This is a genomic window from Blautia argi (genome assembly GCF_003287895.1).
Classification (GTDB): Bacteria; Bacillota; Clostridia; order Lachnospirales; family Lachnospiraceae; genus Blautia; species Blautia argi.
Genome location: NZ_CP030280.1, coordinates 3,047,731 through 3,071,328, shown reverse-complemented (window position 1 = coordinate 3,071,328; position 23,598 = coordinate 3,047,731). Strand labels below are relative to the sequence as shown.

15 protein-coding genes and 1 pseudogene are annotated in these 23,598 nt (G+C 43.9%); 14 read left to right on the top strand and 2 right to left on the bottom strand.

From position 1 onward, the window contains the following. Positions 1-20: 20 nt before the first annotated feature. The 12 genes and pseudogenes from DQQ01_RS14895 (at position 21) to DQQ01_RS14845 (ending at position 17,758) form a co-directional block, all read left to right on the top strand. Positions 21-1,454: an ABC transporter substrate-binding protein gene (locus DQQ01_RS14895; RefSeq protein WP_111920634.1), complete on the top strand. Its 1,434-nt coding sequence runs from the start codon at positions 21-23 to the stop codon at positions 1,452-1,454. A gap of 72 nt (positions 1,455-1,526) precedes the next feature. Next, the gene (locus DQQ01_RS14890) at positions 1,527-2,414 is read left to right on the top strand and encodes a carbohydrate ABC transporter permease (RefSeq protein WP_111920633.1); all 888 of its coding nucleotides are present in this window, start codon (positions 1,527-1,529) and stop codon (positions 2,412-2,414) included. A gap of 58 nt (positions 2,415-2,472) precedes the next feature. Then, positions 2,473-3,249 carry a carbohydrate ABC transporter permease gene (locus DQQ01_RS14885; protein WP_242980433.1) on the top strand — a complete coding sequence of 259 codons (777 nt, stop codon included), beginning with the start codon at positions 2,473-2,475 and terminating at the stop codon, positions 3,247-3,249. Positions 3,250-3,296: 47 nt separating this feature from the next. Then, positions 3,297-5,420: a glycoside hydrolase family 36 protein gene (locus DQQ01_RS14880; RefSeq protein ID WP_111920632.1), complete on the top strand. Its 2,124-nt coding sequence runs from the start codon at positions 3,297-3,299 to the stop codon at positions 5,418-5,420. Between the two features lie 71 nt (positions 5,421-5,491). Beyond that, a complete protein-coding gene (gene bglX, locus DQQ01_RS14875) occupies positions 5,492-7,702 on the top strand; it encodes a beta-glucosidase BglX (RefSeq protein ID WP_111920631.1) in 2,211 nt (736 codons plus the stop codon). Positions 7,703-7,734: 32 nt separating this feature from the next. After that, positions 7,735-9,993 carry an alpha-xylosidase gene (gene yicI, locus DQQ01_RS14870; RefSeq protein ID WP_111920630.1) on the top strand — a complete coding sequence of 753 codons (2,259 nt, stop codon included), beginning with the start codon at positions 7,735-7,737 and terminating at the stop codon, positions 9,991-9,993. Between the two features lie 12 nt (positions 9,994-10,005). Further along, a complete protein-coding gene (locus tag DQQ01_RS16985; RefSeq protein WP_278278157.1) occupies positions 10,006-10,578 on the top strand; it encodes a beta-L-arabinofuranosidase domain-containing protein in 573 nt (190 codons plus the stop codon). Beyond that, positions 10,493-11,971: a glycoside hydrolase family 127 protein gene (locus DQQ01_RS14865; protein ID WP_278278191.1), complete on the top strand. Its 1,479-nt coding sequence runs from the start codon at positions 10,493-10,495 to the stop codon at positions 11,969-11,971. The genes DQQ01_RS16985 and DQQ01_RS14865 overlap by 86 nt, the downstream gene beginning before the upstream one ends. An 18-nt stretch (positions 11,972-11,989) precedes the next feature. After that, positions 11,990-12,907, top strand: coding sequence for an aldo/keto reductase (locus DQQ01_RS14860; RefSeq protein WP_111920629.1), 918 nt, complete (start codon positions 11,990-11,992; stop codon positions 12,905-12,907). 331 nt (positions 12,908-13,238) lie between these two features. Further along, positions 13,239-15,845 carry a cation-translocating P-type ATPase gene (locus DQQ01_RS14855; protein WP_111920979.1) on the top strand — a complete coding sequence of 869 codons (2,607 nt, stop codon included), beginning with the start codon at positions 13,239-13,241 and terminating at the stop codon, positions 15,843-15,845. Between the two features lie 21 nt (positions 15,846-15,866). Then, positions 15,867-17,000: an AI-2E family transporter gene (locus tag DQQ01_RS14850; protein ID WP_111920628.1), complete on the top strand. Its 1,134-nt coding sequence runs from the start codon at positions 15,867-15,869 to the stop codon at positions 16,998-17,000. Continuing rightward, positions 16,990-17,758: pseudogene (locus tag DQQ01_RS14845) on the top strand (TatD family hydrolase). Before DQQ01_RS14850 ends, DQQ01_RS14845 begins: the two are co-directional and overlap by 11 nt. 70 nt (positions 17,759-17,828) lie before the next feature. On the opposite strand, the gene DQQ01_RS14840 reads toward DQQ01_RS14845, so the two are convergent. Together DQQ01_RS14840 and DQQ01_RS14835 are read right to left on the bottom strand one after the other, a co-directional pair. Beyond that, positions 17,829-19,367 carry a response regulator transcription factor gene (locus tag DQQ01_RS14840; RefSeq protein ID WP_111920627.1) on the bottom strand — a complete coding sequence of 513 codons (1,539 nt, stop codon included), beginning with the start codon at positions 19,365-19,367 and terminating at the stop codon, positions 17,829-17,831. Continuing rightward, positions 19,352-21,139 carry a sensor histidine kinase gene (locus tag DQQ01_RS14835; protein ID WP_162624336.1) on the bottom strand — a complete coding sequence of 596 codons (1,788 nt, stop codon included), beginning with the start codon at positions 21,137-21,139 and terminating at the stop codon, positions 19,352-19,354. Before DQQ01_RS14835 ends, DQQ01_RS14840 begins: the two co-directional genes overlap by 16 nt. 202 nt (positions 21,140-21,341) lie before the next feature. Between DQQ01_RS14835 and DQQ01_RS14830 the strand changes: the two genes are divergently transcribed. Beyond that, entirely contained in the window at positions 21,342-22,664 is a 1,323-nt protein-coding gene (locus DQQ01_RS14830) for an ABC transporter substrate-binding protein (RefSeq protein ID WP_111920626.1), read from the top strand. A gap of 21 nt (positions 22,665-22,685) precedes the next feature. Continuing rightward, complete coding sequence (locus tag DQQ01_RS14825; protein WP_111920625.1) at positions 22,686-23,597, top strand: carbohydrate ABC transporter permease; 912 nt, start codon at positions 22,686-22,688, stop codon at positions 23,595-23,597. The last annotated feature ends 1 nt before the right edge of the window (position 23,598 follow it).

Here is a 23,598-nt window from a genome sequence, read left to right as displayed (position 1 = left end):
CATTTAAGGAGGAATATGGTATGAAAAAGCGCAGTAAAGTACTCAGTATCTTATTAGCAACAGCGATGGCGGGAAGTATGCTGGCCGGTTGCGGGGGAAGTTCAGACTCCGGCGAAAGCACAAGCGAACAGTCTTCAGAAAGTAAGGAAGAGGCAAAAGAAGAAAAAACAACAGAAGCCAGTCCAAATGCATCAAAAGAATTGGCTTACAAAGGCGAATTAAGCATGATGCATTATTCCACTTCCGAAGAATCAGAGGGAAACGGCGGTTCTGATGGTTTTCGTACCATGATTGCCCAGTGGGAAGAGGGGCACCCGGACATTGAGTTAAGCCAGACCGTTTTAGCGAATGATGATTACAAAACACAGGTTGCTACACAGGCTGCGGCAGACGATTTGCCGGACGTATTTTTGCTTCAGGGTATGAATACAAGAGCGTGGGCAGACCAGGGTCTGGTATTGGATATGACAGATATTATTAAGGAATCTCCATATTACGACACCTACAATCAGGATTTCTTTGTTCCTTATAACTACGATGGAAAAACCTGGGGTCTTCCGGTGCTGACAGGCGGAACCTGTTCTGTTGTTATGTATGATAAACAGGCATGGAAAGACGCAGGATACGATACTTTCCCGGATAACTGGGAGGACGTAAAAGAAGCAGATAAATACTTTAAGGACAACGGATATTCCGAAACTATTGCTTTCGGAAATGGCGGTAAATGGCAGATTAACTCCTGTTTCCTCTCTGTTATCGGAAACCGTTATACAGGAAAAGACTGGTTCCAGTCCCTGATTGACAAAGGCGGAGCTGCTTTTACAGATAAAGAATTTGTAGATGCACTGAGCTTTACACAGGATATTTTTGCATCAGGAATCTTTAATGAAGATTTCAATGCAATCGGAAATGAAGACGCTCGTGAATACTATATTTCCGGTGATGCACCGGCTTATATCTGCGGTAACTGGGACGTAAGCTACATTCAGGCAACTCTGCAGGAAGAAGATCCTGAACTTTTGGAAAATACAGGATTTGCCGTAATTCCACAGCCGGCAGATGCAAAAGGGGCAACAAACACACAGGCTATTGGACTTGGCTATGCGGTAGCTATTAATGCAAAGCTGGCAGATGACCCGGAAAAACTGGCAGCAGCCGTTGACCTTGCAGAATATGTAACAGGACCGGATTTCTCACAGTACTGTGCAGAAAACTATGCGTTACAGGGTCTTGCAAAAGTCGATGATGTAGATTTAAGTAAATTTGATCAGTTGACACAGGATTTCTATAAATGGTCTTATGAAGATACAGAAGCATGCGATATTTATGACTCCTTTATTAACGGAGCCGTATGGGAAGTACTGAATACAGAAGTACAGAGTATGTTAAACGGAGATACCACACCGGAAGATGTGGCAAAGAAAACACAGGAATCCTACGAACAGAATTATTAAGACATACAGACATAAAACCCGGAGGGGCGGCAGCATAAGCCACCCCTTCTCTTGGAAAAGGGGGCAGAATTCATGTTATCAAAAAAACCGAAAACCCGTGTCATTTTAGGTTATTTGTGTATTCCGCTTTTATTATATATTTTTGCGGTATTTGTACCATTAGTGACTTCTTTATTTTACAGCTTTTTCGAATGGAAAGGCGGACCGAATAAAACTTTTATTGGAATTGAAAACTATATCACATTACTGAAAGATTCTACTTTCTGGAATGCGTTTGGACATAATATTTATCTGGTTATTCTCTGTGTCATCGGACAGGTGGGAATTGCTTTTGTCTTTGTTATGATTATCAGCACCAGATTTGTAAAAATGAAGGGAATCCACAGAACTTTTGGATTTTTCCCAAGTACGGTTTCCGCTGTTGCCGTAGGTTTTATCTGGACCATGATTTATGACAACAGAAGAGGTATTTTAAACTGGTTTCTGGACTTAATCGGACAGGAAGATAAGAAACAGGTGTGGCTGAACAATCCGGATATTGTTATGACGCTGGTAGCAATTCCGTTAATCTGGCAGTTTATCGGATATTATATGGTTATCCTTCTTTCCGCTACCTCAGCCATTGACAAGGAAATACTGGAATCTGCGGAATTAGACGGAGCAAGTGCAGTGCAGAGGGCGCTTTATGTGGTAATTCCCATGATTAAAAACACCATTGCCGTATGTATTGTACTCTGTGTATCCGGTAATATGAAAGCCTTTGACAATATCTATGTTATGACTGCCGGAGGTCCCGGAGATGCCTCTATGGTTATGGCAATGTATGGCTACTCAGTATCCTTTAAGCAGCAGAATATGGGATACGGAAGTGCAATTTCTGTCGGTATTTTTGTACTGGGAATGTTGGTTATCGGGCTTATGCAGCTCTTCCAGAGAGCGGTCAACAGGGAAAAGGAGTGATGAGGCATGCGTGGAAATAGTTATGGTATGACAACAGGTAAAAGAATCGGAAAACGGAGTGAAATCAGTAGTTCTGAACCTGCTTATGCTGGTGTTCTCTTTCTCCTGTATTTTTCCGTTAATCTGGATGGGATATTCTTCTTTAAAGGTAAAGAGAGAATTTAACAGGAATATTATGAGTCTTCCTGAAAATCCCACAATCGAAAACTTTGTAAAAGTGCTTACAAACCCGGATTATCACATTGGTGATTCTATTTTAAACAGTGTGAGAACAACTTTGATTTCCGTGTTCTTTATTGTATTATTTGGCTTTATTGTGGGATATTTCCTTGCCAGAATCAAATTCAAAGGAAATAAAATTATCTGGGTAATGCTTTTAATGGGAATGCTGATTCCGGTACATTCTCTGTTAGTACCTATTTATGTAGTGTTTAATAAGACAGGACTTTCAAATCAGTGGTTCACCCTGATTATTCCTTATGTGGCGTTTGGATTGCCGATATCGGTATTCCTGTGTCAGGGATTTATTAAAGAAGTTCCTACAGCACTTGAAGAGGCGGCAGCTATTGACGGCTGTTCTTTTTCAGGAACTCTGTTTAAGGTCATTATGCCTATCTGTAAGCCTATTATGATTACAGTTGCAATCCTTCAGACCTTTAGCTGCTGGAATGAATTTTCCTTTGCTTTGGTACTGATTAAGGATACTGCTTTGCAGACCGTACCTCTTGCCATGACACAGTTTACAGGACAGTTCTCTTCCGACTATCCGAAGATTATGGCAGCTATGCTGATTACCATGGCGCCCATTGTTATTTTATATTTTTGCATTCAGTAAACACATTATTAAGGGAATGGTTGCAGGTGCAGTGAAAGGTTAAAGAAATGGAAAAACAAATCGTAATAGAAGAAAACGGTATACATATTGTATTTGAAATCGAAGAGGACAGAAGTTTTAAATTGCTTCATTTTTCTGCACTTCCGTTTCAGAAAGAAAAAATAACCCAGGCCATGAAAGAAGCAGGATTCAATTTTATCGAAATGAATCTTTATGGGTTTGACCGCCCTCACGAAAGACATGGGAATAAGTATATTGTAACTTCTCATGGATTCCGCATGAAATATGTATCTCACACAGATGAGAGAAATGAAAAAGGACGTGTTTTAAAATTTCTTACTACAGATGAAGAAACGGACATGCAGGTGGAATCTGTCTGGCAGTTTTACGATGGTATCCCCATTGTCCGAATGGAACACAGGGTAGAAAACCGGGGGCAGGAAATGCAGACCCTGGATTACATTTCCACCTTTAATTATATGGGAATTGAAAAAGAAGGTGTGAAAAGACAGGACGAAAAACTGCTTTTGAAGCTGCCTCACAATGGCTGGCAGAGAGAAATGAACTGGAAGGACTATACTTTAAAGGATTTAGGTATGGATTTGGTTCAGCCAAAAGAGATTCAGCGATCTTCCAATCATTTCCATGTGAGCAATACGGGAAACTGGTCTTCCAAAGAATTTCTTCCCATGGCTTATCTGGAAAATCAGGAAACAGGTTCCTCTTTGTACTGGCAGATAGAACAGAATGGTTCCTGGCATTGGGAAATCGGCGACCAGAACGGACATCTGTATCTGGCGCTTGGAGGTCCAAACGAGCTGTATTCCCATTGGTTCAAAAACCTGAAACCAGGGGAAAGCTTTACAACCGTGCCGGCGGCAGTAGGAGTATCTTTAGGCGGATTTGACAGTTCTATAGCTGAACTGACAAAGTACCGCAGAAGAATCCGCAGGAAAAATCAGGATAATGAAACCTGTAAGATTATTTTTAACGACTATATGAACTGTCTGTTTGCAGACCCTACAACAGAAAAGGAAATTCCATTAGTCGATGAAGCGGCAAAGGCCGGCTGTGAATATTTCTGCATTGATGCAGGTTGGTATGCAAAAGGCTTTTGGTGGGACGCAGTTGGTGAGTGGAAGGAAAGCAGAGAGCGTTTCCCTAATGGTCTGAGAGAGGTTACGGATTATATCCGTTCCAAAGGCATGATTCCCGGTATCTGGCTGGAGCCTGAGGTTATGGGAATCAACTGCGAACTGGCAAAGAAATTGCCGGATACCTGGTTTTTTGTAAGACACGGAAAGCGCATTTATGACAGAAGCCGTTATCAGTTGGATTACAGAAATCCTGAGGTACGGGAATATATGACTTCTGTGGTAGACCGTCTGATTCAGGAATACGGAATCGGATATATCAAAATGGATTACAACATAGAACCCGGAATCGGAACAGAGTATCTTGCAGACAGCCCGGGAGAGGGCATGCTGGAGCATGAGCGGGCTTATCTGAAATGGCTGGACAGTCTGTTTGAAAAATATCCGGAACTGGTGATTGAAAATTGTTCCAGCGGAGGGCTGCGAATCGACTATGCCATGCTTTCCAGATACAGCATACAGTCTACCTCAGATGAGGAAGACTATCGGTATTATGCAACTATTGCGGCCAATTCACCCAGCGGACTGACTCCGGAACAGAGCGCTGTCTGGTCTTATCCATTGCCGGACGGGGACAGAGAAGCCACGGTGTTCAATATGGTAAACGCCATGCTTTTGAGAATCCATCAAAGCGGACGTCTGGATAAAATTTCCGATGATGAAAAAACGCTGGTTAAAGAAGGACTGGATTGCTACAAATCCATACGAGGGGATATTAAAAATGCGCTTCCCTTCTGGCCTTTGGGCTTATCTGATTTTGATGATGAGTGGGTAGCTCTGGGACTTCGGACAGAGGAAAAAATATATCTTTCTGTGTGGAGGAGAAGTGGAAACACACCATGTATTTCGATACCAATTCCCAACGGAAGGGGAAAAAATGCAGAGGTTATCTGTAAATATCCTTCTTTCAGTGAAAGTGCATATGAATGGAATCCGGGAGCAGGAAGCCTGAGCGTGAACTTTGAAAGAGAAAATATGGCAAGATTTTATGAAATAAAGTTATGTGAAGAAAATTAAAATAAGGGCAGGAGGGTGGTAACAGATACCTTCCTGTCCCTTTGCTTTTGAGAAAACGGAGGAATGGACATATGACAGAAAAAGACTTAAAAGCATTGCTTTCAGATATGAGTTTAAAAGAAAAAATAGGACAGCTGACCCAGTTGGACGCTAGCTGCTTCAGCGAAGAGGAAGGCCCGGTGACCGGCGCGGAAACAGAGCTTGGATTTTCTGCGGAAGATTTTCCTTATGCAGGGAGTATTTTGGGTGTGGTAGGCGCAGAGCAGATTGAAAAGCTGCAGAAAAAGTGTATGGAAAAACAGCCTCATCACATTCCGGTTTTATTTATGGCAGATATTATCAATGGATACCGCACCGTATTTCCCATTCCTCTTGCTCTTGGCTGTTCTTTTGAGCCAAAAGAGGCAAAGGAAGTGGGAGATGTTATGGCAAAGGAATCCGCGGCTGCAGGTCTGCATGTGACCTTTGCGCCCATGGTGGATTTGGTTCGCGATGCCAGATGGGGCAGAGTTATGGAGTCTACGGGAGAGGACCCGTATCTGAATGCACAGATGGCGGCTGCCATGGTGCAGGGAATCCAGGGGGAAGCAGCAGATTATGACAGTCATTTAGGTGCGTGTACCAAGCATTTTGCAGCATACGGCGCACCTACGGCAGGGCGGGAGTACAACACCGTGGAACTGTCAGAGAGAACCTTAAGAGAGGATTATCTTCCCTCTTATCAGGCAGCCATTGACGCAGGAAGCGCAATGGTTATGACCTCTTTTAATACCTTAGACAGGATTCCTGCCACAGCAAATCAGTGGCTGATGAAAGATGTTTTGAGAGAAGAAATGGGCTTTCAGGGCGTTTTGATTTCTGACTGGAATGCTATAGGAGAGCTGATTACCAATGGTGTGGCAGAAGGCAAAAAAGAAGCTGCCAGACAGGCAATCCAGGCGGGAACAGATATGGATATGATGAGCGGCTGTTACATGTCACAGCTGGAAAATCTGGTACAGGAAGGAACGATTTCCGAGGATAGCATTGATACAGCAGTGCTTCGAGTTTTGGAATTAAAGAATAAAATGGGACTGTTTGAAAACCCGTATAGAAGTGCCGGAACAGACAGTGAAGAAAAAAATATTCTCACAGAAGAAAACAGAGAAGCAGCCAGAAAAGTTGCAGCTGACACCATGGTGCTGCTGGAAAATAAAGACCATTTTCTGCCTCTGAAAAAAGAAGAAAAAGTGGCGTTTATCGGTCCTTATGCAGAGGAAAAACGTATGCTGGGTGCCTGGTCTTTCTTCGCAAATCCGGAGGATACAGTCACCTGTCGGGAGGCCTTAGAGGAAAAAACAGAAAATGGAGTTTTCGCAAAGGGCTGCGGCATTTTAAATCCCGGACAGACTGTGTATGGATTCCGGTTTAACATGACAAATGAAGACAGTGAAGAAGATACAGAAAAGATGATTCAGGAGGCAGCAGAAGAAGCGGCAAAATGCGAAAAAGCAGTGCTGTTTCTGGGTGAATCTTGTCTGCAGTCCGGAGAAGGCGGAAGCCGGGGAGATATTACCATTCCTGAAGTGCAGAAAAAACTTTTAAGAGCGGTTGCACAGGCAAATCCCAATCTGGCAGTGGTAGTGCTGGCAGGTCGTCCGTTGGATATCAGAGAAATCAAAGAACATGCAAAGGCGATTGTGTATGCATGGTTCCCCGGAACAGAGGGCGGTCATGCCATTGCAGATATCCTTTATGGGGACAGAAATCCCCAGGCAAGACTTGCCATGTCCCTGCCGTGGTGCGTTTCTCAGGTACCGGTCTTTTACGGAGAATTCCCCACCGGACGTCATGTGGAGGACGGAGAGCAGATAGAAAACCGTTTCTTATCACGCTATACAGACATGCCTAATCAGCCGTTATATCCCTTTGGATATGGATTGAGCTATACAGAGTATTCTTACGGAGAGGTGCAGGCAGATAAGCAGGAATTTTCCGCAGGAGAGAGTGTGCAGGTCTGGACAACGGTAAAAAATACAGGAAACAGGGAAGGAACAGAAACCGTTCAGCTTTATATCACAGATGAATGCGGAAGTGTGGCAAGACCTCTGCGGGAATTAAAAGGATTCCAGAAGGTAACCCTGAAACCCGGGGAAGAGAAAAAAGTGTGCTTTACCATTGAGGAGAGTATGCTGCGTTTCTACAGGGCAGATATGAAATTTGCTGCAGAACCGGGGACTTTTACGGTTCGTATTGGCGCTGACAGCAGAACAGAAAACAGAGTGAAGATTTATTTGAAATAAGATTTGGAAGCAGCAGAAGGGAGAACAAACTTATGAAATTTACAGACGGTTACTGGAGTGTGAAAAAAGAAATGACCCCTCTTTATGCAGTGGAGTATGCAGACAGCAGGAGAAATGGCGATGAGCTGACTATTTACGCCCCGGCAAAGCACATCGGCAGCAGGGGGGATATTCTGAACCTGGGCATGCTCACTATACGGCTTTCCAGCCCCATGGAAGACGTCATTAAGGTATCTGTGGTGCATTTTGAAGGAACTGCTTATAAAGGTCCTTTTGCGGAGGTTCGCTGCACCAGCCCTCATGTGACAATCGAAGAAACAGAAGAATTCCTTACTTATCAGACCGGGCATACAAAGGCCGTGGTGGACAAGCGTCCCAATTCCTGGGGAATCCGTTTCCTGGACGGGGAGCGGGAGCTGACCAACACCGGTTTCCGAAATATGGCAAACATTTTAAATAATGAAACCGGCAGAACATACACCGTAGACGCCCTTGCCATTGATGTGGACGAGTATATTTACGGCCTTGGGGAACGGTTTACCCCGTTTGTAAAAAACGGCCAGGTGGTAGAGATGTGGAATGAGGACGGCGGTACTGCCAGTGAGATTTCCTATAAGAACATTCCTTTCTATATTACAAACAAGGGATACGGAGTGTTGCTGGATAATGAGGGAGATGCCTCCTATGAGATTGCCAGCGAGAAGGTAGAGCGAATCCAGTTTTCCGTGGAGGGTGAACGTCTGGATTACTATGTGATTAACGGGCAGACCCCTAAGGGAACCATTCAGAAATATACAGAGCTTACCGGAAAACCGGCGCTGCCCCCTGCCTGGTCTTTTGGACTCTGGCTCACTACTTCCTTTACTACCAATTACGATGAGGCAACCACAAGCAGCTTTATCCAGGGCATGGCGGACCGTGATATTCCCCTTCATGTGTTCCATTTTGACTGCTTCTGGATGGAAGGCTTTGAGTGGTGCAACTTTACCTGGGATCCCAATACCTTCCCGGACCCGGAGGGCATGCTGAAGCGTTACCATGACCGGGGACTGAAGATTTGTGTGTGGATTAACCCTTACATTGGACAGAAATCCCCGCTGTTTGCAGAGGGCATGGAGCATGGCTACCTGGTGAAAAAGGCAAACGGCGACGTATGGCAGACAGATATGTGGCAGGCGGGCATGGGTCTTGTGGACTTTACCAACCCGGAAGCTGTGAAATGGTATCAGGGCAAGCTAAAGACCTTGCTGGATATGGGTGTGGATTGCTTCAAGACAGACTTTGGGGAGAGAATCCCGGTAAAAGACATTGCTTACCATGACGGCTCTGACCCGGTGAAAATGCATAATTACTATACCTTCCTGTATAATAAGGCAGTCTTTGAACTGTTGGAACAGGAGAGGGGAGAAGGGGAGGCCGTGTTGTTTGCCCGTTCTGCAACTGTAGGGGGACAGCAGTTCCCGGCACATTGGGGCGGCGACTGTTCAGCCAGCTACCCGTCCATGGCGGAAACCCTGCGAAGCGGACTTTCTCTTGCCTGCGGAGGCTTTGGCTTCTGGAGCCATGACATCAGTGGATTTGAGAATACAGCTCCTGCAGATATTTACAAGAGATGGTGCCAGTTTGGGTTATTGAGCTCTCACAGCCGTCTGCACGGCTCTACTTCTTACCGTGTGCCATGGCTGTTTGATGAGGAAGCCTGCGCGGTACTGCGGAAGTTTGTGAAGCTGAAATGCAGCCTGATGCCGTATCTGTACCGTCAGGCAGTGCTTGCCCATGAAGAGGGAACCCCGATGATGCGGCCTATGTTTGTGGAATTCCCGGAGGACAGAGCCTGTGAAACATTGGATAAGCAGTACATGCTGGGAGAATCCCTGCTGGTGGCGCCAATCTTTAAGGAATCCGGGGAAGTGGAATATTATGTGCCGGAGGGAATCTGGTATAACCTGCTTACCGGAGAGAATGTAGAGGGCGGAAAATGGCAGAAGGAAACCTATGATTATTTCCATATGCCTTTATTAGTAAGACCGAATACCATTCTGGCAGTGGGAAGCAACAGTGACAGACCGGACTATGATTATACAGAGGGAGTAACCCTTTACCTTGTGAATATGGAAGACGGAAAAGAAGCAGAAACCGTGGTTACTGATTTACAGGGGAATGCGGTACTTACTGTGAAAGCGGTGAGAAAAGGAGAAACTGTGACGGTATGTACAGAAGGAAGAAAAGGAAATATATCCTGCAAACTTCTGGGCAAAGAAAATCTGAATATCCTTGCAGAGGAAGCATAGAGGAAACGGAGTATGGAGAAGTATCGCTTATTAAAACAGGAAGAATGTAAGGTGAACAGTTCTTTCTGGAATTCTTATGTAAAGCTGATAAAAGAAAAGGTGATTCCCTATCAATGGGAAATTTTAAACGACCGTGTGCCGGATTCAGAGCCCAGCCATGCCATTGATAATTTTCGTATTGCGGCACACCAGATGGAAGGACATTTTTACGGTCAGGTTTTCCAGGACAGCGATGTGTACAAATGGCTGGAGGCAGTTGGCAACGTTCTGCTCTTGGAGAGGGACGAGGAGCTGGAAGCAAAAGCAGACAGTGTGATTGATATTATTGAGGCAGCCCAGGAAGAGGACGGATACCTGAACACCTATTTTTCCATTGAAGAGCCGGACAAAAAGTGGACAGACCTGCTGGAATGTCACGAACTTTACTGTGCAGGACATTTTATTGAAAGCGCTGTGCGTTATTTTCAGGGACCGGAAAGAAAAAAATTCTGGATATTGCCTGCCAGACTGGCCAGACTGCCTTTGCCGCACCTTTGGAGAAGAGGAAGGAAAAAATCACGGATATCCGGGACATCAGGAGATTGAACTGGCTCTGATAAAACTGTATGATGTTACAGGAACTCAGAAATATTTGGAACTTGCAGAATATTTTATCAACCGGAGAGGAACGGACGAGTTCTTTGAGCAGGAGTTTGAGCAGAGAGGAAAAATTTCTTTCTGGAACAAGGCTGTGCAGAAGGAACCTAATATTACTTATAATCAGTTTTCCTACAAAACGTATAATCAGTTCCATTCGCCGGTGCGTCAGCAGGAAGAACCCACAGGACATGCCGTAAGGGCTGTTTATATGTATACTGCCATGGCTGATATTGCCGCCAGAACCAGGGAGAAGGAGCTTTTGCAGGCATGCAAAACCCTTTGGGATAATATTGTAAAGAAGCAGATGTACATTACTGGGGGAATTGGCTCCACACATTCCGGTGAGGCATTTACCGTACCATACGATTTGCCCAATGATACCAATTACTCAGAAACCTGTGCGTCTATCGGACTACTGTTTTTTGCCCAGAGAATGTTAAAGGCAGAGGTAAACCGTTCCTATGCAGATACGATGGAGCAGGCGTTATATAATACTGTACTGGGAGGTATGAACCGGGAAGGAAACCGTTTCTTTTATGTAAATCCACTGCAGGTGGTACCGGAAACCTGCCTGGGAAATCCGGAGAGATTTCATGTGAAGCCGGAACGGCAGAAATGGTTTGCCTGTGCCTGCTGTCCTCCCAACATTGCTAGAACCTTGCCGGATTTGTGGGAATATCTCTACACAGCAGAAGAAGATACGGTTTATGCCCATCTGTTTATGGGAAGCGAAGCAAAGATACAGCTGGAAAGCGGTACTTTAAAGATTGTTCAGACCACAGAATATCCGTGGAGAGGAACTGTTTGCTTCCAGGCATCTTCCGATACGGAAAAACCGCTTACTCTGGCAATCCGTATCCCTGCATGGAGTAAGACATGGACGTTAAAGACAGACGGACAGGAAACAGAGGCAGTTATACAGGACAATGGATATATTTATATAGAAAGAAATTTCAAAGACGGAGTTGTTCTGGAAGTGGAGTTGGATATGGAACCCAGATTTGTACAGTCCAATCGGAGAGTGCATTACAATGCAGGAAAAGTGGCAATTATCAGGGGACCGCTGGTATATTGCATTGAGGAAGCAGACAATGGGAAATACCTGTCCGAGCTTTCTGTAGATATTCAAAAAGGACTTACAGAAAAGGAAAGTGATGAACTGGGAACCTGCGTGGTGCTGGAAGGAAAAGGTATTCAGAGGAAAAACGGAACAGAGGGTGAAGAATTATATGCGCTCTGTGCTATAGAGGAAGAACCGGTGGATATTAAAGCAGTGCCTTATTTCCTGTGGAACAACAGGGGGCTGGGAGAAATGCAGGTCTGGATAAACAGAAAGTAATGAAACAGGAGGAACACAATGAGGAAATTAGTTATTGGAAATACAAATTTAGAAGCACCGGAAATCGGGCTTGGCTGTATGCGGATTACTGGGCTGAAAGACAAAAAAGAGGTAAGAAGCCTGATTGATACAGCAATGGACTGTGGAGTGAATTTTTTTGACCATGCGGATATTTATGACAGCGGTCATGCGGAAGAGGTATTCGGTGAGGTTGTGGAACCCGCCATGCGTCAAAAAATGATTATACAGAGCAAATGCGGAATCATTCCCGGTAAGGCATATGATTTCTCAAAAGAGCACATTGTGGAATCTGTAGAAAAGAGTCTGAAAAGACTGAAAACCGATTACCTGGATCTTCTTCTTTTACATCGCCCGGATACTTTAATGGAACCTGAGGAGGTTGCAGAGGCTTTTGAAGAACTGGAAAAATCCGGTAAGGTTCGATATTTTGGCGTGAGCAATGAGAATTCCATGCAGATGGAATTGCTGAATAAATACTGTGGAAACCGGATAAAAGTAAATCAGCTGCAGTTTAGCATTGCACACTGCGATATCATTGATTCCGGGCTGAACGTAAATGTGCATGAGGAAGCCGGGATAAACCGGGACGGAAGTGTTCTGGAATACTGCCGCTTAAAGGACATCACCATTCAGGCATGGTCCCCGTTTCAGTACGGCATGTTTGAGGGCGTTTTTCTGGGAAATGAGAAATTCCCGAAATTGAATCAGCTTATTGACGAACTGGCAGAAAAGTATCAGGTGACGAATAATGCCATTGCTGTGGCGTGGATTTTAAGACACCCGGCAAGGATTCAGACCATTGTGGGAACAACCAATCAGCAGCGGCTGACAGATATCTGTAAGGCATCAGAGGTGAAACTGAGCCGTGAAGAGTGGTATGCGCTGTATATGGCGGCGGGGAAGGTGCTGCCGTAAGGGAAATAGGAGTGATAAAGCAAAGGATTTGTGCCTGTATCGAATTTTCCCCATTGACAACCCCGCCTTTATCGTTTATTATTCTCTTTAATGAAAGGGAGTAGCTGGCACCGCAAGGTGTTTACGGCGTCGTCAATCTCGATGAGAGTATTCTCGTCCGTGTCGTGATGAAACAGCGAGACTTTTATTGCATAGCAGACTGTGCAGTAAAGGTCTTGCTGTTTTTTATTTCACAGGAAAGCGTGTTCTTTCCTGCGATAAAAAAGACCTTTACGAAGCACACTATAAAAACAGAGTCCTGAGAAGGCTCAAAACGAACGGAGGAAAAAGCATGAAAGAGTATTATCAGATGTCACGAGCAGAAGCCCAGAAAACTGTGAATGGCAGCACCCACCCTTTAAGCGAGGACCAGATTAAGAAAAATCAGCAGAAATATGGTCCGAATGCCCTCGTAGAGGAAAAGAAAAAATCTATACTTCAGATTTTTCTGGAGCAGTACAAGGACTTTCTGGTTATTATCCTGATTGTGGCAGCCATTGTATCCGGACTGCTGGGCGAAACAGAAAGCGCCATTGTTATTCTGGTGGTTATCACCATGAACGCAATTTTGGGAACTGTTCAGACGGTAAAGGCAGAACAGTCCTTAGACAGTTTAAAGGCCATGTCGGGACCGGAAGCAAAGGTATTCAGAAACGGCGATGTGATAAAAGTGCCGTCTTCAGAAGTTACCATTGGTGATATTGTTATGCTGGAGGCAGGTGATTACGTTCCGGCAGACGGACGTATTCTGGAAAACGCCAGTCTGAAGATTGATGAAAGCGCCCTGACGGGGGAAAGTCTTGGCGTAGAGAAGACAGAAGAAGCCATCAGCGGAGAAGTGCCTCTTGGCGACAGAACCAATATGGTATATTCCGGCAGCTTTGTTTCCTACGGAAGAGGTTCTTTCCTGGTAACAGCTATTGGTATGGAAACCGAGGTTGGTAAGATTGCCAAACTTTTGAAGAGCACTTCTGAGAAGAAGACTCCGCTGCAGATGAACCTGGACAACTTCGGACAGAAGCTTTCTATTTTAATCCTTGTGTTCTGTGCAATCCTGTTTGGAATCAGCGTATTCAGAGGAGAATCCATTGGAGATGCCTTCCTCTTTGCAGTTGCCCTTGCAGTAGCGGCAATTCCGGAAGCGTTAAGCTCTATTGTAACCATTGTGTTGTCCTTTGGTACACAGAAAATGGCGAAAGAGCATGCCATTGTCCGTAAGCTGCAGGCAGTAGAAGGTCTGGGAAGCGTGTCCATTATCTGTTCAGATAAGACAGGAACATTGACACAGAACAAGATGACAGTGGAATACTACTATGTAGATGGAAAAGAAATTCCGGCAGAAGCCATTGACCTGGAAGACGATGCTCAGAAACAGCTTCTGCGCCACAGTATTTTATGTAACGACTCTACCAACAAAAACGGTGAGGAAATCGGTGATCCCACAGAAACAGCCCTGATTAATCAGGGAGATAAGCTGGGTGTTCCGGCAGAAACCGTAAGGGAAAAATATCCGCGTTTCAGCGAAGTTCCTTTTGACAGTGACCGAAAGTTGATGTCTACCCTGCATACCTTAAAAACAGGCTCTACCATGGTGACAAAAGGTGCGGTAGACGTGCTTTTAGGCAGAGTAACTACCATTCAGAAAAACGGCAAGGCAGAACCTGTTTCTCAGGCAGATATTCAGGAGATCGAAGAGCAGAACCAGAAATTCTCCAGAAATGGTCTGCGTGTACTGGCATTTGCCTATAAGAGCGTACCGGAAGGTACCACCCTTACCGTAGATGATGAAAAGGATATGACCTTCCTTGGATTGATTGCCATGATGGACCCGCCGAGAGAGGAATCCAAGGCTGCAGTTGAAGAATGTATCAAAGCCGGCATTAAACCGATTATGATTACAGGTGACCATAAGGTAACAGCAGCAGCCATTGCAAAGCGTATCGGTATTTTGAAAGATGAATCCGAGGCCTGTGAAGGCGCTGTGATTGAAAACATGACAGACGAAGAACTGAAAGATTTCGTAGAAGGAATTTCTGTCTATGCCCGTGTTTCACCGGAACACAAAATTCGTATTGTCAAGGCATGGCAGGATAAGGGAAATATTGTATCCATGACCGGCGACGGTGTAAATGATGCTCCTGCTCTGAAACAGGCTGATATTGGTGTGGCAATGGGTATCACAGGAACAGAGGTTTCCAAAGATGCTGCATCTATGATATTGACAGATGATAATTTTGCGACTATTGTGAAAGCAGTAGAGAATGGACGTAATGTTTATAAAAACATTAAAAGCGCCATTCAGTTCCTGCTTTCCGGAAACTTTGCAGGTATTCTGGCAGTGCTTTACGCTTCTATAGCAGGTCTTCCGGTACCGTTTGCACCTGTGCATCTGTTGTTTATCAACCTTTTGACAGACAGTCTTCCGGCAATTGCCCTGGGACTGGAGCCTCACAGCAAAACGGTTATGAACGAAAAGCCAAGACCAATGAATGAGTCCATTCTGACAAAAAATTTCCTTTCCAAGATTGGAATCGAAGGTCTGGTAATTGGTATTATGACTATGATTGGTTTCTATATCGGATATCAGGAAAGTCCGCTTCTGGCGTCTACCCTGGCATTCGGAACTCTGTGTACTTCCCGTCTGGTACATGGATTTAACTGTAAAGCAGACGAACCTGTATTATTTACAAAGAGATTTTTCAATAACGTTTACCTGGCAGGAGCTTTTGGAATCGGTGTGCTGCTCATTACAGCTGTTATGACAGTTCCGTGGCTGCACAGCATTTTCCAGGTACAGACTCTGAACCTTACACAGCTTTTGATTATGTACGGTTTATCTCTTGCCAACCTTCCGATTATCCAGTTTATTAAATGGGTTCGTAAGAAAATCGGAAAATAAAAGATTCCGGGGAGGGTATTTATGGAATTTAATAAGAAAAACATGAAGAATATGATGTTTCTGATTGTTTTTGCAGTCTTGTTTTATGTAGGAGTGCAGAGAATTGAAAATCTGGCGGCAGGATTTGTGTTTGTGGGCAGAATTGTCTTTCCTTTTATTCTGGGCGGCGCTATGGCATTTATTTTAAATCTGCCTATGAGTTTTCTGGAAAAAAGGCTGTTTGGAAAAGTCAAGAAGAGAAAACTGGTAAGACTGGCAAGTCTGGTGCTTTCCATTCTGTTCGTGCTGGTGGTGGTTCAGATTGTGCTTCTGGTAGTGATTCCGGAGGTTGGAACAACGGTTGCCAGCATCAGCAACAACATCGAAGCGCTTCTTCCGGAATTGCAGAAATGGGCGGTAAGTACCTTCCCGGACAGTGAGGAAATCTCACTGTGGATTCAGAGCCTTGAATTTAACTGGGATAAAATTATTCAGACAGCCATTGATTTCCTGAAAAACGGAGCCGGAAATGTATTAAATTCTACCTTTACAGTGGCAAAAACCGTGATTAATTCTCTGATGAATTTCTGTGTGGCATTTGTTTTTGCCTGCTATATTCTGCTTCAGAAAGAAAAGCTGTCTGTGCAGGTGAAAAAGGTGCTGTATGCGTTTGTGCCTGTAAAATTTGTAAAGAAAACTTTAAAGGTGGCTTCTTTAAGCTATAAAACCTTTGCCAATTTTGTGACAGGACAGTGTCTGGAAGCCGTGATTCTGGGAACTATGTTTTTTATTGCCATGAGCCTTCTGAAATTCCCGTATGCGCTTTTGGTCGGCGTTGTCATTGCCTTTACTGCGCTGATACCGATTTTCGGAGCGTTTATCGGCTGTGTGCTGGGAACTTTTCTGATTTTTGTTTCCAACCCCATGCAGGCAATTGGTTTTGTGATTTTATTCCTGATGCTGCAACAGATAGAAGGAAATCTGATTTATCCTCATGTAGTGGGCGGTTCGGTAGGACTTCCTTCTATCTGGGTGCTGGTTGCCGTTACCGTGGGCGGAAGCCTTATGGGAGTCGTGGGCATGCTGATTTTTATCCCGCTGTCTTCCGTGGTCTACGCTTTATTCAGGGAAATGGTATACAAAAGACTGAAGGAGAGAGGAATCCATGATATTTGAAACACACGCACATTATGATGACGAAGCTTTTGAAAAAGACCGGGACTTACTTCTGAAATCCATGCATGCAGAAGGCGTGGGAACTATTTTAAATGTTGGCGCGTCTTTTCAGGGAGTTCTGGATACCGTAAAGCTGACAGAGCAGTATCCCTTTGTGTACGGAGCTGTGGGTATTCACCCGGACGAGGTAGGCGTGCTGGACGAAGAAAAAATGAAGGCGCTGCGTGGTTTCTGCGATTTGGAAAAAATCGTGGCAATCGGCGAAATCGGTCTGGATTATTACTGGGACAAGGAAGGACGGGACGTGCAAAAGAAGTGGTTTGTGCGTCAGATGGACCTTGCCAAGGAAACAGACTTGCCTGTTATTGTACACAGTCGGGACGCGGCAAAGGACACCCTGGACATTATGAAGGCAGAGCGGGCAGATTATTTAAGAGGCGTGATTCATTGTTATTCCTACTCGAAAGAACAGGCAAGAGAATACATGAACATGGGATATTTTCTTGGCATTGGCGGCGTGGTGACTTTCAAGAATGGAAAGAAGCTAAAGGAAGTAGTGGAGTATGCACCCCTTGATTATCTTCTGCTGGAAACAGACGCGCCTTATCTGGCGCCGGAACCACACAGAGGGGAGCGGAACTGTTCTGCTTATTTTGACCTATGTGGCAGAGATGATAGGAGAGATAAAAGGCGTTTCCGCGGAAAAGGTCATAGAAGTGACACGGAAGAATGCAGAGAACTTGTTTGGAATAAAATAGGAATGGGAAAAGCTGTTGCTAAAACTGTCAAAGAAGTAGTTTTGGCAGCAGCTTTTGACTTTCCGGAGCCTTAAGAAGCTCCCTCTTCTCCTTTCATTTTCTGGATATATTCTTTTGGTGTCATTTTTGTATATTTTTTAAACAGATGGCTGAAATACTGGGGATTATTTCCGCACCCAACCTGTTCTGCAATAGTATAAATTTTCTCAGCGTCGCAGTTAATCAGAAGCTGTTTTGCCTTTTTGATACGCAGTTCATTGAGATAGGCAGAAAATTTAATTCCTGTCTGCAGGACAAACTGACGGCTGACATAGTCCACATTCATAAAGAGCTGGTTTTCTACAATCCATTTCAGGGTCAGATTACAGTCGCCGATATGTTCGTTGGTATAGTCCAGAATCTCCTGGATAAAGGGTTTTAGATTCCCCCCGCTGATAACCGGAGCCGGATACAATACTTCCAGTTTTTCAAAAAGAAAGTCGCAGATTTCCTGATTAGAGGATACGGAAGCAGCGAATTTCATAAAGTTCGTTAATTCGGCAGCAGGCAGGGAAGTGAAAGTCTGCATGGCTCTCAGCAAAAGACTGTTTACCAGAGAGCGGAGAAAGTCTAAATCCTTTACAGAAAGCAAAAGTTGCTTCAATTCTTCAAGAAGATTTTTGTGTGCGGTTTCCTCGGTTTCTTTTGCCAGACAGTCAGAAATTTCCAGGGTTTTCTGAAATACATAATTATAATTACAGATAGTAATGGGGTGAGTCCCGGAATACAGATAAATGGTTTCATAACGTTTTACCTTCCGACGCAGAGTTTCCAGAAGAGGAAGAAGGGCGTCATAGGTTTCTTCCAGAAAGGAACAGGGCGTTTGGGGCATTTTTTCTTCCAGAAAGGAGCCAAGCTCTGGTAAGAAGGAAGCGCCTTCGGGAGGTTCTGCAAAGAAAAATACAAGAGTATTTTTCACATAAATATAGGCAAAGGAAGCCGTAATCCCGTAGGATTTGAAAAAGGATTGTATCAGGGAGATACAGGAGCTGACAAAGACCTCTTCCAGGAAAAACACATAGCATAAATGATAGGGCGTATGGTAAAAGTCCAGGTAAGATTCATAAAGAGGCGGCAGCTTTTCTGTTGGCAAATCTGAGGATAAAAGCTGAAGTAAAATATTATACATCAGATTTTTTTGCAGATATTCTCCGGAAAACAGAGGATTTTGTCCTATATTTTGAGAGGGAAGCTGTCTGTAATGCTCTTTTATAGCGTCCTGCACTGCCTCTATGATTTCCTGTTCATTACAGGGTTTTAAAATATAATGTTTGATACCATACCGCATAGCTTCTCTGGCATAAGAAAAATCGTGATATCCGGAAAGAATAATAAATTGGATATTGTCCCGATTTTGGGTGATTTTCTGTATCAGTTCCAGCCCGGATAATTTCGGCATATTAATATCTGTAAGCACAATGTCCGGATACTCGTCTAAAATGGCGTCATAGGCCTCCAGTCCGTTTTTGCATACGCCCACCACTTCTATATTCAGACTTTTCCAGTCTATAATACTGCACATGGTTTCCCGAATGATTTTTTCATCGTCAGCAATCAGTAATCGAAGCATGTCCGTTTCTCCTTTTTTCCTCCGTTCCTGTCAGGTACGGTTATTTTTACAGTTGCAAAATTTTCTTCGTTGATAAATTCCAGACTGCAGGCATCTCCAAATGCAAGTTCCAGTCGTTTGTGAACATTTAAAATACCAATGCCAAATCCGTTTGGAAGGATTTCCTTTGAAAGCAGTTTTTCTAAAAGATGCTCTTCAAAACGGGATTCCGTGTTGGAAACAGTGATGACAATACCGCAGAGTTCCTGATGAGCCTGAATGGAAATAAAGCATTCATCGCTGTCATCTTCCAGGGTATAGTGAATGGCGTTTTCAATCAGAGGCTGCAGGGTAAACTTGGGCAGATAAGTATCCAAAAGCTCAGGCGGTATGTTTACCTTGTATTGGAGGGTGTCCTCAAACCGGATTCCCTGAATGTTCATATAGTATCTTACCAGTTCCAGTTCCTGCGCCAGGGTGGAGTCCTTGTTTTTCCGGCTGAGAGTAATCCGCAGCAGTTTGCCCAGTGATTCGGTCATCAGGGAAATGGGTTCATCTTTTAACAGCTTGCCTCTCCAGTTTATGGTCTGCAGAGTGTTATACAGAAAATGAGGGTTAATCTGCATTTCCAGAGCTTTTAACTGAGATTCCTTCGCCAGCAGCTTGTTTTCATAATTTTCCCGGATAAGGGTTTGTATTTTCAGTGCCATGGAATCAAACTGCTGGTGAAGCAGACCGATTTCATCATAACGATTTTCATAAGAATAAGGACAGTGGATAATTTCAAATTTTTCATTGCCAAATGCCTTAATTTTTGTGATTAATAAATCAAAGTGTGCCACCAGAGGTTTTAGAAGCGCTTTGGTGAGCAAAATACAGAGCAGAAGGCTGCAAAACAAAAGAAAAATAAAAAGCTGTTGGAAAAACCGGAAATTTTTGTACATGCTTTCATAAGGAGAAAGACAAAAGTAATCCCAACCGGTAGCTGCAATACGTCCTCGTATGGTAAAGTAGCGTTTTTCGGCTATTTTTTGAATAGAGTATTCTCCGTCTGGAATCTGCTCCAGGGCAGATTTTTGATAATCCTTTAAGGCAGGCGGCGCATAGAGGGTTTGGCTGTCCTCACATAAAATATAAGAAACAGAATCCTGTGTCCGGTTTGGAGCAGAAATATCTTCTATCATATTTTTGATGTTGACATTAATAATCAGTACCCCCAGTTCGTCCAGTTTCAGATGCTCAATCCTTCTAAGACTTCTCACCAGAAAAATTCCATAAGTATCGCAGTAATCCGTAATCCAGCAAAGTCGTCCGTCTTGTACCCGGGCAGTTTCGATTAGTTCTTTCTGCAGTTCAGGAGGAAGAACGTGAGAGTCAATACCAGAGGACAGGACGGAAAATTTATTGTTGACTACCTGTACATAGTCCACATAGTGGGACTTATATTTCTGATAGTAGGTATTTAATGTTGCGTGAATCCGGTTATACGCATCAGAAGGAATCTTATTTTCTTTCTGGTCTTTGCTTTCTGAAAGAGCGGTCTGCATGGTAGAGTCTTCCAGAATAAAGTTTGCCATACCCTGTACGGACTGAAGATTCCGGGAAATATCTTTAGCAGAATAGGAGAGCAGTTCTCCGGAAGTCTGGTACAGCATATGGTTGCCGGAGCGGATAATCAGGAGAAAGCCTGCAAGGATAAAAAATGCAAACAAAAGAATACCCGGAAGCAGCATCATTAAAAATTTCTTTGATAAAGGTGCATTTGCAACTTTTTCTCTTATTTTACAAAACATAAAATTTGCCTCATCTTTCTTAACTAACGGTGTTGTTATTATAGCAATAAATACGAAAAAAACCAATCTGAGAGCAAAAAATGCACGGTTTCGTCTAAAAAGAACTAGGTTTTGTTTCTTTCTTCTAAAGAAAAGATTGTCTATAATAAAAATCACAAAACGACGTCGTGAGAAAATGTGAGGAAAAGAGGTTGAAGAGATTATGAAAAGAAGAATATTAGCAGTGGTTTTAGGTATGGCTATGGTGTGCAGCATGGCAGCCTGCGGCGGAAGCAGCGGTGAGAAGGAAAGCAATGATGCAAAAAAAGAGGATTCCGGGAAAATGACCTTTGCCTGGTGGGGAAATCAGGTGAGAAATGAGCGTACCAGCAAGATTCTGGAAATGTATTCCGAGGAAAATCCGGGCGTGACTTTTGACGGACAGTTTTCTGAATGGAATGATTACTGGAACAAGCTGGCAACTGCGTCAGCAGGACATACCATGCCGGATATTGTACAGATGGATTTGCAGTATTATGACCAGTATGTAAAGAACGGACTGCTTCTGGATCTGACACCGTATATTGAGGACGGAACTCTGAATCTGGAAGATGCGGACGAAAGCATTCTGGAATCAGCAAAAGTAGATGGAAAAACCTATGCAGTATGTAATGGCGTCAATGCGCCGGCGCTTCTTTATAACAAAACGGCTTTGGATAAAGCAGGAATTGAAGTAAAGGACGGAATGACCATGGATGAGTTTGTAGAACTGTCTAAAGAAATAAAGGAAAAAACAGGGCTTCGTACCAATATCGGATACAACCATGAAACTTTGCCCGAATACTGGCTGAGAGCAAAAGATCAGATTTTCTTTGAAGAAGGAAAGCTGGGAGCCAAAAGTCCGGAAGACATCAATACCATTTTTGCATTGGAAGAGCAGGCAGTAAAAGAGGGCTGGCATGTAGATCCAAGCGTGTTTACAGAGATTACCATAGGTTCTGCAGAACAGGATCCCATGGTTTACGGAAGCAGCGAAGACAGCATGTCCTGGTGTGCCTTTGCTTATTCTAATCAGTTGGCAGCCATTCAGCAGGCAGCGCCGGAAGGTGTGGAAATCGGGATTACAACCTGGCCGTCTGATGATTTGACAAAATCCAATTATCTGAAACCAAGCCAGTTCTTTGCCGTAACCACAGACTGCAAGAACCCGGAAGAAGCAGTGAAGGTACTGGATTATATTACAAACTCTGTAGAATGTAACAAGGTATTGCTGGGAGAACGAGGGGTGCCTATTTCTCAGAAGGTATCTGAGGCAATCACACCGGAATTAGATGAAACAAATCAGAAGATTGTCCGTTATATCAATGAAGTGGTAACTCCTTCCTGTACGACAATTAATCCAGCTGCACCAAACGGAGCAAATGAGGTTTACGATTTATTGAAGAACCTGGAAGAACAGGTGCTTTACGGTCAGATTAGCGCTGACGATGCTGCAAAACAATTATTTGAAGAAGGAAATGCCTTTATGGAGGCAGGCGCACAATAAAGAAAAGGAGTCGAGAAAAGTATGAAGAAGACAAAGCAGATGTCCATACGGAAAAAGCTGAATACCGAGAGTGCAGCAGGCGTTATCTGCACCATGCCCTTTATTATCGGCTTCCTGTTATTTATGATCGTTCCCATGGGAATTTCCCTTTATTATTCTTTTTGTAATTATGATATCCTTTCCGCACCTCAGTGGTGCGGTCTGGATAACTACATTAAGATGTTTACCGATGACCCGAAATTTTGGAAATCCATTGGCGTAACCTTTTATTTTGCCCTGGTTTCTGTGCCGCTGAGGCTGATTTTTGCCTTGATTGTTGCTATGATTCTGGTAAAAAGCAGTAAGGCTTCTGCTTTTTACAGGGCTGTGTATTATCTGCCTTCCATTATCGGTGGTTCTGTAGCAGTGGCAATTTTGTGGAAGAGAATGTTTGCGGCAGACGGGGTGGTAAACAAGATTTTGTCTGTGTTTGGTTTTCCCGCAGATTTTGCCTGGCTGGGAAATACCAAGACAGCCATCTGGACGCTGATTATTCTGGCGGTCTGGCAGTTTGGTTCTTCCATGCTGATTTTCCTTTCTGCATTAAAGCAGATTCCGTCAGAATTGTATGAAGCCGCAGATGTAGACGGGGCAAATAAATTTAACAAGTTTTTCAAGATTACCCTGCCTCTTTTGACACCAACCATTTTCTTTAACCTGGTTATGCAGATGATAAACGGATTCCTTGCCTTTACCCAGTGCTTTATTATTACACAGGGAAAACCTATGGATTCCACTTTGTTTTACACCGTATACACCTATTTCCAGTCCTTTAAATTCTACAACACAGGATACGGCGCAGCCCTTGCCTGGGTTATGCTGCTGCTTATTGGGCTGATTACACTGGTGCTGTTTGCAACAAAGAAATTTTGGGTTTACGATGAAGGGAATTAAG